The 13,352-nt window shown below is 46.8% G+C and carries 12 protein-coding genes, 1 pseudogene and 1 riboswitch; of the genes and pseudogenes, 6 read left to right on the forward strand and 7 right to left on the reverse strand.

Going from position 1 to position 13,352, the window contains the following annotated elements; translation table 11 throughout:
* From A4E54_RS10500 to A4E54_RS10520, 5 genes are all read right to left on the reverse strand, one after another.
* Positions 1 to 771: class I SAM-dependent DNA methyltransferase (locus A4E54_RS10500; protein WP_286726066.1), on the reverse strand; the 771-nt coding region annotated here is incomplete at its 3' end.
* Positions 746 to 1,441 (reverse strand): restriction endonuclease subunit S domain-containing protein, encoded by a 696-nt coding sequence (locus tag A4E54_RS10505; RefSeq protein ID WP_286726068.1) that lies wholly within the window; start codon positions 1,439 to 1,441, stop codon positions 746 to 748. The genes A4E54_RS10500 and A4E54_RS10505, both read right to left, overlap by 26 nt.
* Positions 1,431 to 1,748, reverse strand: a complete 318-nt coding sequence (locus A4E54_RS10510; RefSeq protein ID WP_240083488.1) for an HNH endonuclease signature motif containing protein — start codon at positions 1,746 to 1,748, stop codon at positions 1,431 to 1,433. The genes A4E54_RS10505 and A4E54_RS10510 overlap by 11 nt, the downstream gene beginning before the upstream one ends.
* A gap of 553 nt (positions 1,749 to 2,301) precedes the next feature.
* Positions 2,302 to 3,543, reverse strand: coding sequence for an MFS transporter (locus A4E54_RS10515; RefSeq protein ID WP_502687942.1), 1,242 nt, complete (start codon positions 3,541 to 3,543; stop codon positions 2,302 to 2,304).
* 410 nt (positions 3,544 to 3,953) lie between these two features.
* A riboswitch (cyclic di-GMP riboswitch) is annotated at positions 3,954 to 4,036 on the forward strand.
* A 349-nt stretch (positions 4,037 to 4,385) separates the two neighbouring features.
* On the reverse strand, positions 4,386 to 4,547 hold the full coding sequence (locus A4E54_RS10520) for a hypothetical protein (RefSeq protein ID WP_240083490.1): 162 nt from the start codon (positions 4,545 to 4,547) through the stop codon (positions 4,386 to 4,388).
* A 183-nt stretch (positions 4,548 to 4,730) separates the two neighbouring features.
* Between A4E54_RS10520 and A4E54_RS10525 the strand changes: the two genes are divergently transcribed.
* On the forward strand, positions 4,731 to 5,126 hold the full coding sequence (locus A4E54_RS10525; protein WP_240083491.1) for a VOC family protein: 396 nt from the start codon (positions 4,731 to 4,733) through the stop codon (positions 5,124 to 5,126).
* Between the two features lie 235 nt (positions 5,127 to 5,361).
* Positions 5,362 to 5,916, forward strand: coding sequence for a CBO0543 family protein (locus tag A4E54_RS10530; protein ID WP_240083492.1), 555 nt, complete (start codon positions 5,362 to 5,364; stop codon positions 5,914 to 5,916).
* Between the two features lie 38 nt (positions 5,917 to 5,954).
* On the opposite strand, the gene A4E54_RS10535 is transcribed toward A4E54_RS10530, so the two are convergent.
* Positions 5,955 to 6,590 (reverse strand): cell wall hydrolase, encoded by a 636-nt coding sequence (locus A4E54_RS10535; protein ID WP_240083493.1) that lies wholly within the window; start codon positions 6,588 to 6,590, stop codon positions 5,955 to 5,957.
* A gap of 259 nt (positions 6,591 to 6,849) precedes the next feature.
* On the opposite strand from A4E54_RS10535, the gene A4E54_RS10540 reads away from it, so the two are divergent.
* The 4 genes and pseudogenes from A4E54_RS10540 to A4E54_RS10550 all read left to right on the forward strand — a co-directional run bounded on the left by A4E54_RS10540 (position 6,850) and on the right by A4E54_RS10550 (position 12,593).
* Positions 6,850 to 7,899, forward strand: coding sequence for a serine/threonine protein kinase (locus A4E54_RS10540; RefSeq protein ID WP_240083494.1), 1,050 nt, complete (start codon positions 6,850 to 6,852; stop codon positions 7,897 to 7,899).
* Positions 7,782 to 8,090: pseudogene (locus A4E54_RS15780) on the forward strand (AAA family ATPase); the annotation flags it as partial. The gene A4E54_RS10540 and the pseudogene A4E54_RS15780, both read left to right, overlap by 118 nt.
* A 19-nt stretch (positions 8,091 to 8,109) precedes the next feature.
* Entirely contained in the window at positions 8,110 to 11,739 is a 3,630-nt protein-coding gene (locus tag A4E54_RS10545) for a histidine kinase dimerization/phosphoacceptor domain -containing protein (protein ID WP_240083495.1), read from the forward strand.
* Positions 11,739 to 12,593 (forward strand): response regulator, encoded by an 855-nt coding sequence (locus A4E54_RS10550; protein WP_240083496.1) that lies wholly within the window; start codon positions 11,739 to 11,741, stop codon positions 12,591 to 12,593. The genes A4E54_RS10545 and A4E54_RS10550 overlap by 1 nt, the downstream gene beginning before the upstream one ends.
* A gap of 51 nt (positions 12,594 to 12,644) precedes the next feature.
* On the opposite strand, the gene A4E54_RS10555 is transcribed toward A4E54_RS10550, so the two are convergent.
* On the reverse strand, positions 12,645 to 13,352 hold a 708-nt coding region (locus tag A4E54_RS10555; protein WP_286726077.1), incomplete at its 5' end, for an IS3 family transposase.

Raw genomic sequence — 13,352 nt, forward strand, 5'->3', positions numbered from 1 at the left:
AAACATGTTCATTTTGGCCATCGACCAGGAGGAACCGTTCATTTCCTGCCCGTATAACGAAAGGCTTTTGATTAAACCGTTTTCCTTTTCCTTGGCTGTTTTTCCGGTTTTAATCAATAGGGAGCCGGAACCGCAGGTGGGGTCGTAGATGGTGTCGCTTATTTTGGGGTCGACAATGCGCGCCATTAGCTCCGACACTTCGGAGGGCGTAAAGAAAGAACCGGCTTTTTTGCCGGCTTGACTGGCAAACTCGCCGATCATGTATTCGAACGCTTCGCCTATTGTGTCGGAGACTACCTTGCCTTCCTCCGGCCTGATGGAAGAAGGGCTTAAGTCAAGGGACTCGAAATCTTCCAGCAACTCCCGCAAGCGGGTGTTTCTTTGCCTTTGATTGCCCAGCATGGCTTCACTGTTAAAGTCAATGTTCCTGAATATTCCCTTGAACAGGGCAGGATTGTCGTCTTCTATGCCGCGCAAAGCCGTATTGATAAGCTCCCCCAGATTATCTTTATATCTTTTGCCATAAAGCCAGGAAAAGCTTTGTTCTTCCCTGATGACAAAGGGAAGCCTGCTTATCGCTCTTTCCAGCCGCACCGGATTCTCGTATTTTTTTGTTAATTCCGCGACGTTTTCCAGGTAGGTGTCGCTCAGGTACTTAACAAAAAGCATCGGCAGGATGTAATCTTTATAGTTGGCCGCGTCGATAGCTCCCCTGAATGTATTCGCACCTCGCCAAAGCGCGGCCTCAATGTCTTTTCTGGAAGTCGCCATTATTATTCCTCCCTGGTATTTGCGTGACGCCTTTTATTACTGCCGCCATCAGCCTTTGATCCGCCGCGATTAAATCACCCAGCAGCCGTTTTCTTTTCTTGTGCAGCAGCCACATCCGGCCGATGGTTATTTGTCTTTCATATGTTACGGCGGGAATATCCAATGCCGCCAAAGCCTTTACGGATATGGAATTAATCGCGGCCACCGAACCGACAATATTGCCGTTCAGCAGGGCGATACCCTGATTTTCCAGCAGGCAGGCAATATAGGCGGGAAAATAGTTTTTCTGCAAGCGAATAATAATCAGGTTGCTTGAAAAGGTCGTATTCGGCACATCTTTCAGCACCAGCGTCGCCACATCCGGATTCAGCCGCTTCAGGATAATATCGTTTTTCCGGACAAAATAGCTCTTACTAATGGGAGTTTTTCTTTTTATTTCCGATGCGCTATGTATATCGTTAAAAACTCCCAAATGCTTCGGCTGAATAAAATTATATGTGATAAAACTTGCCTTGTATAGAAGCTCGTGTTGCCTGGCATCGGGCACACCATTGAATATGCCGGCGATTTCCCCCAGTTTTACGTTTTTTACAGCCGTCGCTTCCCACCCCCTTATCAGCGAACACCCGGCGGAATATGGTTTGCCACAGCCCTGCCGGCTAATATTCACCCTGGTAAGAGCACTTCCAAACAGGCCAGTTGTCACCTTTGCCACGGTTGTTAAGCCAATGCAGCGGCTGGAGATTGCTTAGATCATCCGTTCCGCCTTTGGCCACCGGCTTTTCATGGTCGATTTCCCAACCGAAGTCGGAGTCGATATTGCCATATTCGGAAAATCTAATCCATGCGCCGCAACGGTCTCTCCTGTACTCGCCCTCGTTGTACCCCGCAACGATGGTAGCCTTGTTCCATACGGCCAATATCGTCCGCGGTTCGAAAGATTCATTCACAAGCTTGCGGTTTTGTCGGTCTGCCACGGTCTCTCCTTTCCGAGACAAAGTGCTTCATCAGCAAGGCCATAAAACTACCTGTAATGACATGGACGCGCTGATTTCGGCGGCAGGCCCGGAAGCATCAATTCCGGGGCCTGTCTTTTTATCTCTACATTTTATACATTATCGCTCATGGGACAGGTTTGATACCATTAATTACATTATAACAAAATAATTGCCAAAGTCAACATTTTTATTTTTGTTAATCGCCAACATATCAAGATAACGTTATTTTTAGCGCAGCACATATGAATATTTACCGTTTTAGCCTGTTTGTCTCTTAACATAATGCCTATAAAAAATTCCTCTTTAAAATAAAAAAATAGGCTGGAATGCCTATTTCCCCATCCGCTTAAAGGTTTTAAAGGTTACCTGTCTGCCGGCTTTATAACTAGTCGAAAACGATTGCTACGAGGTCGTAAGGGATTATATGCTGCTCTATCAGCCAAGCTTATCTGGCAACCCTTTTCCTGTGAAAAAACCGCCCTAACTAAGTATAGTGACAGTTATCTCATTGTTAAGGAACTCCTTTGGAGCATTATTCCTTGTCAGCAGTCCTATACCGTCTCTGGGCAGCGCTTATATTAAATACCGGAACAATAAGCAGCATGCCCACAAAAAACAACGCCCCGGATATTTCGTACATGCCGACAAGAGAAAACCGGGTTTTCAGCCATCCGGCCAGACTCATCATAATTACCATGGCGCCCATGAACATCGGATTCAGCACCCCGTTCACCCGTCCCACAAATTTTTCTTCCGTCGCATTTAGAATTAACGTGTTTATTCCAGTGTGGATGCAAGGATAAAACAATCCGCTCAAGAATTGGAAACCCAGCGTTATAACCAGGCTGGTGGACAGCCCCACTCCCGCTACTGATATGGCGCTAACCAGAAGCCCCGTCGCGAGCAGTTTCTGCGCCGCAACTTTTTTTGAAAAACTGATGATGGCGCCGCCTCCCAGCAACATAGCCACACCATTAACCATCATCAGCCATTGCAAATTTTCTTTTGGCAAACCCAGCCGCTCAATCACAACAAAAATCCCAAGGGGTTGGATAATCCCGATCCCAAAGCCGGCGGCTATAAACACCCCGCCAAGCGCCGTCAACACTTTATTATGCCACACGTAGCGAAAACCGTCGGCCAGCTCCCTGGTGAAATCGTTTTCCGGCCTGTCATAATCTTTTTTATCAGGCGGTAAAAAAGTAAGCGCACCGGCCGACAGCAAAAAAGCCACCCCCATCACGCTGATTGCGGTATGAATGCCGAATCTCTGGTAAACAAAAGTGCCCAATAGAGGTCCCACGATCAAAAAAATAGCCATTAATGTTTGGAACATGGCCATCCCTACCTGGATTTGCTCCGCCGGCACGTGAACTTTAAACAATTTCATAGCTGAAGGCTGAGAAAACTGCGACAGAATGGCAGAAATGAAGGTAACCAGAAAAACTGCCTCCCATGTTCCAAAAATAATTGTCAACAGCACGATAAACACTGAAAGCGCGCTTAACAAGTCGCACAGCACCATAGTTCTTTTGGGGCGCCAACGGTCCGCGTATGTCCCGCCAATAAAGGAGAATAAAAATATGGGGGCAAATTCGGCGACAGAGATGAGCGAAACCGCGAAAGGGTTATTATCAGTACGCTCCATCACATACAACAGGATGGCAAAGTTACGCACCCAGATGCCAATTTGCAGCAAAATGCCCGAGAGCAAGATGGCACGAATAAATCGATTGCGGAAAAGACCGGCGGTTCCTTGCGTCAATGTTAAAATATCCCCCTTCTCTGAACTCAGGCATACTATGGCCTCCTCCAATTGCCACAATTGCCATTTCCTGTCTTTCATCCTTTTTATCGAGTTAATTTACTATGTCGAGAGAGCGCAATCTCAAGTTTTATCGGTTAATAAGGGAGCATCTGCGAAAAAATCCTCCTCCCGAGGAATTGCTGTCATCTTTTTTCATACCGCTTTTCAATTAGCCGACAACTCGTAAATTTGAATTTACTGTCGGGAAAACCCTATTTCAAAGGCAAGCAGGAGGACGGTTCGCATAGCTTCAGACGATTGACCCAGACGATTGTTAACGAGAACCGTCCCCATTGTCGTCTTGTCGCCCATCAATTGTCCTGAAAATAGGACTATTGTCCTATTGACGGATAATATTGTCGAATAATAAGATTATTTACAAGAAAGGGAAAACCTATCGAAAGATGGGGGCTCAAAGCCACGGGTCTAAAGCAGCCGCTATGATAGCCGGGCTACCAAATATCTTTGACAGAACTACCTTTCTCAGAAGGTAGTTTTTATTTTGCGTGCGGGTGTTCAAATGTCCGGCTTGTATTTATGGGTATCTTTGTGCATATATTAAAGAAAGGGTGCAAATTTGTTGATGCTGAAGAAAACAAAAGTTATTCCGCTTACGATTAAAATAACACCTTCACAAATAATCAGGCAAATCCCCCTTTTAATCAGACCGGAAATAAGAAAGATTAAAGAGTCATAAATATCTTTTTTGAACCAGGTTCTTTTCACGGGACACGGGGACATTTTAATACTTTCCAGTGGATCCGGTACCCATTCATCCAAACCAGTTCCCCAAATGCCTTCCCGTATTCTTACCATCTTCTCTTGTTTTTTAGTATGCTGTACAACAACCATCCCAGCGGCTTGCCCCATTTGCGCATTTTAAAGGCGCTGAATAATAATCCAGCCAACAACAGCACACCAACTAGCGATACTCCACCTATTAATATTATCAAGGCGAAAATTTTTATCATCAATAAAACCTCCCAGCATTATCTTCATCATGTGATGAGTTGACTGCCTAATCTCATTGGTATCGGTTCTCCGATAGCCACCAAATTATATTACTTTTTACTGAACATGGTCAATGGTTTGGAAAATCATCATACCGGAGCCATAGTTGTTTATGGTAGTATTATAAAAAGGGGGAATAAACAATGGAGCTGGAAAAGATTGATCACATCTGTATTGCAGTTAGAGATGTCGGCAAGGCGGAGGAACTATTTGCCAAGGCATTTGATTTAAAGGCCGTAGACCACTATATTGATGAAAATGAAAAAATAAATGTGGCCAGGTTTATGATCGGAGAAGTTGCCTTTGAAGTCATGGAATCCACCAGCCCTTACGGTGAAGTAGCCAAATTCATTGAGAAAAACGGCGAAGGAGTTTTCTTAATATCCTTAAAAGTACCGGATGTGGCAAACAGTATGGAAGAGCTTAACAATAAGGGCTTTCCTTTAATTGATAAAAAGCCGAGAAGGTGGCGTGAAAGCAACTTTGCTTTTTTAAATCCAAAGGGCTTTGCCGGAGTTTTGATCGAACTCATTGATTAAAAAAACAGCCCTCTTTACCCTTGCTGTTTCACCAACAAGCCAGTGGCGAAAGCCATCTATGCAACTTCATGACATTCATACTCTAACCGGGCATCCCTGCGATGCCCGGTAATATATTTATTTAAATTTACCACTGTCTGCAAATCCTCGTTATTAGTGTAAGTATAATAGTCAATATTTTTTGGTAAACATATAAACACATATATGAAGATCTGCAAAAATGAGGTCTATTCTTATGAAACAGCTCGCTCCTTCCTTCATAAAAGAAGCTGATTTACAAAAAGAAGCTGACCAGGCCCTTAGAGAAAGCTGGATAAACGATATTGTATTCACCTGGCATTGGTGGCTATTAGTGGCCTTGTTTATTATACCCTGGTTAGTTTGGTGGAAAGTTGTTGACCGTAAGAGAATATTTGAAATTTTAACATACGGCTTTATGGTAATGATTGTGACATCATTATTAGACGCTATAGGTGTTGAGTTTGACTTGTGGGAGTATCACTATCAGTTCATTCCATTGTTAGATGTTTTTATAGTTTATGATGTTTCGGTAATCCCAGTTATTTATATGCTTGTTTATCAATACTTCCACACATGGAAATCATTTATTTTTTCTAATATAGTTGTATCCGGCTTATTTTCGTTTGCTTTAGAACCAATATTGATATGGCTAAATTATCATCACTTATTGGCGTGGGAATATTTTTATTCTTTTCCAATATACATTGCCATAGCCATTGTTTTAAAGTATCTTGTAGGCATATTAAAAAAGGTAAGCATCAATCAATAAGGCAAATCTAGAAGAAAAAGGAGGCCGAAACCTCCTTTTTAACGGGCAAAGACATGACCCCCGATCCGGGTGATAATTTCCCTGGTGTAGACCCACTCACTGGAAGACTTGGCGGGGTTCCAGAAATACAGGGCTCCCCCGACCGGGTCATTGCCGTTTACCGCTTCCGAAGCCGCCTGCAAGGTCTCTGCAGTCACAGGACGCAGGTACTGCCCGTTGCTCACCGATTCAAAAGCGTCCCTTTCATATATGACCCCCGGGATTGTTTTAGGAAAATCCGGACTCTCGGTCCGGTTCATGATCACGGCGCCGACCGCCACTTTACCGCTGTAGGGTTCTTCCGCGGCCTCTCCTTCAATCACCTGGGCGAGCAGTACAACGTCGCTGCGACTAACATCGCCGCCACGGGATACCTCCCCGCCTTCCCCCTCGCTTGCCGGACTGTTTTCTTCCCCCGGCCGCGCCGCTAAACCCTGTTCGGGCAACAGCGCGGTTGCCTGCTGTTCTTTTTTTACCGGTCCGGTCAGGGTTTTAAACAACGTGACCGGGTGGAGGGCCAAACTAAGGGGAATCAGGAACAGCCCCAAAAGAAAGTATACCTTTTTATTTAATTTCTCCTTAAACATTAATTTCTTCGCAGAGCTTAATTTCTCCGATAATCTCCATTTCATCATAAATTCCATCCCCTTCCATTTCATTTCCCGGGGGCACAGGTAGGTAGTATAACGTAAGACACGCTTCCTGTCAAAGGCATATTAAGGGAAAAAAAGAGGGCAACAACTTAATTGACCGTAGTCACCAGCCTGTCGCCCATTAAATTTGGATTATGATTATATGCTTGCTCGATGTTCTTTGCTTTAAAAGTGATGCACGTCGTTTTTTATGTTAAAGGCTGGTTTTAGATTGTCAAAAATTGTTAAGAGATGTATACTTTTGGTTGAAATAGAATATCGGAGAAAAGAGAAAAAAATGATACTCCCGCATTATGAAATAATTGATAAGTTAGCTGAAAGCCAACAAGCTGCTATTTTCAAGGCATGCCACAAAAAAGCTCCGGAACGGCTGCTAATCCTCAAGATTCTGAAAACAGCCTTCCTGTCAGAATATAAGAAAACCCAATTCAGGCAGAAGATCGAACATCTCAGGGTTTTAAACGATCCGCTTATTATCACACCCATCGAATTCAGCGCGAAAGATGAGACCTGCTTTATAACCTACGACTATTTTGACGGAGTACCGCTCAATAAGCTGACAGAAGCGCATTCCGAAATTTGCTTAAACGTTTATTTCAACATAGCCTGCCAGCTCGCCCGGGCTTTGGATAAAGTTCACGAAGCAGGGATTATTCACGGCGGCATCAAACCGCACAATATCCTTGTCAACCCCGGCACGCTCGAAATCCGGCTGATAGATTTCATCAGCGCAGTTGATGTGAGAGATGTCAGTCATTTCATTTACGACCGTTCTTTTGTCAGGGGCACCCTGTCCTATACCTCCCCGGAACAGACCGGGCGCATCAGCCACAGGGTGGTTTTTTCTTCGGATCTCTATTCTCTCGGAGTGGTATTCTACGAAATGCTGACCAGCCGTCTCCCGTTCTTATCTGATGATCCCCTTGAATTGATCCATTCCCATCTGGCCGAAGAAGCTTCTCGCGTCCATGAATTAAACCCGGACATCCCCCCTGCTTTAAGTAAAATCGTCGCCAAATTGATGCTCAAGGAGCCTGAGAAACGCTATCAAAGCAGCAAGGGGCTCCTTGCCGACCTCTTACGGTGCCGGGATGAATACTCGTCTACGGTACGATACGCGAATTTCCTCTGGAAAGTTCTGTTTACACCCACAGGGTTACCTTCATCTCCAAGATGGTCGGCCGCGAGCACGAAGCTGAAATCATCCTTGAAGAATACGAGCAGGTCGCCCGGGGGACATTTCGCTCGCTGCTCATCTCCGGGTTGTCCGGAATCGGCAAGACCCGCCTGATTCAGGAGCTGCAAAAGCCGATTGTAAAACACAAGGGCTATTTCACGGCAGGAAAATTCGACGCATACCGGAAAAATATTCCTTACGGTTCGCTTATCCAGGCTTTCAGAAATTTAATGCGAACCTTTCTCACCGAAAGCGACAAAAGGGTTGCGCGCTGGAAAAAAAGAATTTTGAATGCCGTGGGCCAAAATGGAAAAGTCCTGACGGATGGTCCAGGAAGCGGCGTTATCCGCCATACCGGCGGAAAGGCGCCGCCGGATCCACCGGCAGGTGGGCAACCACCTCCTTGCCGCTGTTCCGGAGGGCTCTGTGGACATCGAAAAACTCGAAAACCTGTTCACTATTGTTTCCCACCTCAATCTGGGGAGGGAAGATAATCCGGACGCAAAAACAGCGTATTTATTGTCCGACCTCAACTACCACGCCGGCAACAAGGCACTTGGGTCCCTCGCCGCGGAAGCGGCAAATGAGTATTTCAATCTCAGCAGGGAACTGCTGCCGGATAACTGCTGGGAGGACGATCACTATAAGCGTACTTTCAGGATATTCCAAAAAGCGGCAAAGACTGAGCTTATGTGCGGCAATTACGTAAATTCCGAAAGACTGCTCAACCATCTGCTGGACCATGCCAAAACCGATCTGGACAAGGCGGAATGCCTGGCGGAGCAGACTACCACCCTGTCATCCATAGGCAATTTTATCAAGGCTATCGAGACGGCCAACAGGGGACTTGCCTATTTCGGCAAGTCCATCCCGGACAGTCCGGATGAAGCGGACAGGAGACGGCAGGAGTTGATGGCTGAGATTGCCTCAAAGAACATCGATGTCTGGGAAACCATGCTGAACATGCCTTTTACCACCGACAGGAGGAGCAAGATCGAGCTCGCCTTTTACAGCGAGCTTATTCCCGACCTGTATATGTCCGGCCTCGTGCCGCAGCTCTACCTCGCGGCCGCGCAGTCAACCCAGCATTGCCTGTCGGGGGCCATGGATGAATCTGTGATTTATTCTTTCAGCATCATGGGGCTTCAGCTTGGAGAACAGGAAGATTTTATGCCGGCGTTCAGGTACGAGAACCTTGCCCGCGAACTGTCTGCCAAATACCCGAATACCTTCGGCGCCACCCGCGGGATGAACGGGATCGTCTGGTGCAACATGCACTCGAGAAGTCACCCGGGAGAGATTGTGGACTATTGTCTCAAGTCGATCCAGTGCGGAAAGAACTGCGGCGACCTGTACAATGCGGGTCTTTCATATGGCCCCTTGATGTGGAACCTTCAGGTCCAGGGAGCGGACCTGTCTATTATCGATGACTATGCCAGGGAGTGCCTTCAATTCTCCAGCAGGTATCATCTGTCTTTTTCCGTAGGCCTTGCCGAGGCTATGCTGGCGGGCTGGATCGAGCCCATGAAGAAGCAATATGCACCGGTATCCATGGCAGAAAAGCTAAGGCAATGGGAACAGGATAACCACATCGCCTCAGCAGGGAGTTATTATGTCCATATGGCCCTGGCGCATTATTATTTGGGAGAGCATGAAAAGGCCGGGGAGTGCCTTGCCGGGGTCCGGAAGTATCTGTCGGGCCTTACCGACAACGTGCTGAAGAGACAGTGGCATGTCTTCCTGGTATTAAACGCGCTCAAGCTGTATGAAAAGGGCCTGCGCTTCAAGAGTGAACATGAATTGCTGGCGGAAATCCGGCCACTGATCAAAAAAGTTAAGAAATGGGCCGCGCTGGGACCTTTATTGAAACCCTATCTTGCCTTTCTTTATGCCGAACTGGAAAGAGTCACCGGCGGGTTTAAAGATGCCCGGAGTCTTTACCTCGACGCCATAGACGCCGCACATAAACAAAAGTATACGCTTCTGGAAGGTCATCTCAACGAATGTCTGGGGGAGCTTCTCCTGCAGGCAGGTCAGTGTTCCGAAAGGCTATATTTAGCCGAGGCGGCGCGTTTGTACAAGAAATGCCGCGCAGAACGAAAAGAGATCTACCTCATCAAGAAATATCCCGAGTATTTTGAGGAGGAAAAAACTTCTTACCAGCACATCGAGGCGGCGTCTCCTTCCCGTCTCCTTCCCGACCTTGATATCGAATACCTTATGAAGTCATCCCTCGCCATTTCCGCTGAAATAGAGCAGAACGCCCTATTGAAAAAGATCATGAACGTGGTTATCGAGAGCTCGGGGGCGCAGCACGGTTATCTGCTAATAGCAGAAGAAGGCAACCTGTTTATCCGTGCGGCAAGTCATATCTCGGAGAAGCAAGCAGTACAGACATTTAATCAAAAACTGGAGGATGCTGAAGATATCTGCAAAGCAATTGTCCGTTATGTCTACCGGACCGGAGAGAAGCTGATCCTGAACGACGCCTCTAATGAAGGTATGTTCAAAGACAATCCCGAGGTCCAGCAGATGCAAATGCGCTCTGTCCTCTGTCTGCCGGTGCTTAAACAAGCGAGGATGATCGGGATATTATACCTGGAAAACCGTCTGTCGGATGGAGTATTTACTTTAAAAAAGAAGCAGATGACGGAGTTGCTGACGTCGCAGGCGGCGATTTCTCTTGAGAATTCCCGGCTGGTGGAGGAAATGAAAAAGGCGGAGGAGGCACTGCGCGGAGCAAAAGAAGAGTTAGAGATGCGGGTGCGGGAGAGAACCGCGGAACTGGCAAGAGCTAACGCACTTCTTGAAAGGGACATTACCGAGCGCAAGCGGGCTGAGGAGTCCGTGAAGCTAGAACGGCAGCGGTTCAATAATGTCCTGGAGATGCTGCCGGCTTATTTGGTGCTGTTGTCGCCGGATTATCATGTGCCCTTTGCCAATCGCTTCTTCCGGGAGCGCTTCGGCGAGTCCCGCGGCCGGCGCTGCTTCGAGTATCTGTTTGGACGCAGCGAGCCCTGCGAGATTTGCGAAACCTATAGCGTCCTGAAAACCATGGCGCCCCATGAGTGGGATTGGACCGGCCCGGACGGCCGCAATTACGATGTCTTCGACTTCCCCTTCACCGACGTGGACGGCTCCACCCTCATCCTGGAGATTGGCATCGATATTACCGATCGCAAGAAGGCAGAGGAAGAAATTAAAAAGCTCAACAGGGAGCTCGAACAGCGCGTTAACGAACGCACAGCCCAGCTTGCAACCGCCAACAAGGAACTGCACGCCAGTGAAGCACACCTGCAGATAGCCCTGCATGAAAAAGAGACACTTCTCAAAGAGATACACCACCGCGTCAAAAACAACCTGCAGATCATCCACAGTATGCTAAATCTTCAACTTCCTTATATCAAAGACCAGCAGGCCATTGAGCTGTTCAAGGAAAGCCAGAACCGCGTTTACTCGATGGCCCTTATTCACGAAAAGCTGTACAAATCCGAGTCGTTGGCAAAGATCGATCTTGCCGGATATATTCGAAGCCTTACAACCAACCTGTTCCTTTCTTACGGTGTGAGCGAGAGAGTTATAAAACCGAAAATAGATATTGAAAACCTTACACTCAATATTGATACGGTAATACCCTGCGCTTTGCTCATCAATGAACTTGTTTCAAATTCGCTGAAACATGCCTTTCCGAATGCTTCGGCATATGGAGGCAAAACGTATGAAATCCGCATTGACCGGCGCCATGGCGCCGGCAATAAATTTATACTGACCGTCAGCGACAATGGCATCGGCCTGCCGGAGGACTTCGAGATTCAGAATTGCAACTCACTGGGGCTGAAGCAGGTAAGCGTGCTGGTAAAACAACTTAAGGGCGCTATTTACCTCAATACAAGCAGCGGGACCGAATTTACGATTATATTTACGGAATTAACGAGAGAAGGGAGAATGACATAATGTCTGACGCAAAGATACTGATTGTGGAAGACGAAGGTATTGAAGCACTTGACTTGCAACATAGACTGACAGGCTTGGGATACACTGCTCCTGATATCGTATCTACCGGAGAAGAAGCCATCAAAAAAGCAGAGGAGACAAATCCCGATCTGGTGTTGATGGATATAATGCTGTATGGAGAAATGGACGGAGTGGCGGCCGCTAAAAAGATCCAGGCCCGCTTCGATATTCCGGTTGTATATGTCACCGCATATGCGGATGAAAAAACACTGCAACGTGCCAAGATAACAGCGCCATACGGCTATTTAGTCAAGCCTTTCAGGGAAAGAGAATTGTACATAACTATCGATATGGCGCTGTACAAGCACAAAATGGAAAGGAAATTAAAAGAAAGCGAGAAATGGTTCTCCACAACGCTCAGGAGTATCGGAGACGCTGTGATTGCCACCGATAAAAACGGGCTGATCACATTCATGAACCCGGTTGCCGAGCAATTAATGGGTTGGCAGCTGGAAGAGGTCTTAAATAAAAAACTGACAGAGGTACTCAAAATAATTAACATGTACTCGCGTAAACCCGCAGAAAATCCGGTAACAAGGGTACTACTTGAAGGTTTTACCGTAGGTCTGGCAAACCATACCTTGTTGATAACCAGGCACGGTAAAGAAATACCGATAGATGACAGCGCCGCACCCATCAAAGATGACAAGGATAACATTAGCCTAACTTATATGACTAACTCAGTTTCCCTGTTAATTCAAGCCAATTCTTTTCCCAAGAGCGGGATGATAATGGGTATCTTTTGCCCAAGCGTTAGCCCGCTCCGTATACCTTTCCTGCTAAAACGCCGATAAGGACGGAGCTGCATTGGCTTCTGAGGTTAGCCCGCGCGGCTGTGGAGCGCGTTATGCCGCCGCCTGAATCTGCTCCTGGAAAAGCTTTCGCTTAACAAGCGGCGGGAGGTTCTGCTCATTTGACGTATGCCTTCTTTTTCTATTGTAGTAGGTTTCTGTCCATTCAAAGATATAATGCCGAACCTCAGCCCTGTTCATCTTATATACTGGTAGGCGATAGATAAGATCTTTTTTCAGTGTGGCAAAAAAGCTCTCCATCCGGGCGTTGTCAAAACAGTTGCCTGTCCGTCCCATGCTCTGTCTGAACCCTTTATTGGCAAGTGTTTCCCTGAATAAGTGAGAGGTAAACTGGCTCCCTCGGTCGGAATGAACAATCAGCCCCTCGGTCTTTCCATAACGTTTTACGGCGCTGTTCAGCGCTGATGTGCATAACGGTGTCTTCATGTTGATGTCCATGGAAAATCCGACAATGGAAGCATCAAAACAGTCTAATACGGCGCATAGATAGAGCTTGCCGTCCAGGCATTTCATCTCGGTGATATCGGTCAGCCATTTGGTATTGGGGGTCTCCGATTTGAAATCACCTTTTAATAAATCCTCCGCCGGTAGTGCCTTCGGATTTGCTTTGGTAATTCCGTGAGGTTTGCGCCGTTTCTGCAGCAGTCCATACTCGCGGCAAATGATGTAGCCCTTGCCGTAGCTCGGTTTTAACCTTTCAGATAATGCTTCAATCATGCTTCTTACTCCATATGCGGGATG

The sequence above is a fragment of the Pelotomaculum sp. PtaB.Bin117 genome (genome assembly GCF_002067195.1).
GTDB lineage: Bacteria > Bacillota > Desulfotomaculia > Desulfotomaculales > Pelotomaculaceae > Pelotomaculum_D > Pelotomaculum_D terephthalicicum.

What these genes read in the sequence shown, in the direction of transcription:
- A4E54_RS10535 (WP_240083493.1), bottom strand. Translation starts at nt 6,590, where the DNA reads ATGATGAAATGGAGATTATCGGAGAAATTAAGCTCTGCGAAGAAATTA.
- A4E54_RS10545 (WP_240083495.1), top strand. Translation starts at nt 8,110, where the DNA reads ATGGTCCAGGAAGCGGCGTTATCCGCCATACCGGCGGAAAGGCGCCGC.
- A4E54_RS10520 (WP_240083490.1), bottom strand. Translation starts at nt 4,547, where the DNA reads ATGATAAAAATTTTCGCCTTGATAATATTAATAGGTGGAGTATCGCTA.
- A4E54_RS10530 (WP_240083492.1), top strand. Translation starts at nt 5,362, where the DNA reads ATGAAACAGCTCGCTCCTTCCTTCATAAAAGAAGCTGATTTACAAAAA.
- A4E54_RS10550 (WP_240083496.1), top strand. Translation starts at nt 11,739, where the DNA reads ATGTCTGACGCAAAGATACTGATTGTGGAAGACGAAGGTATTGAAGCA.
- A4E54_RS10525 (WP_240083491.1), top strand. Translation starts at nt 4,731, where the DNA reads ATGGAGCTGGAAAAGATTGATCACATCTGTATTGCAGTTAGAGATGTC.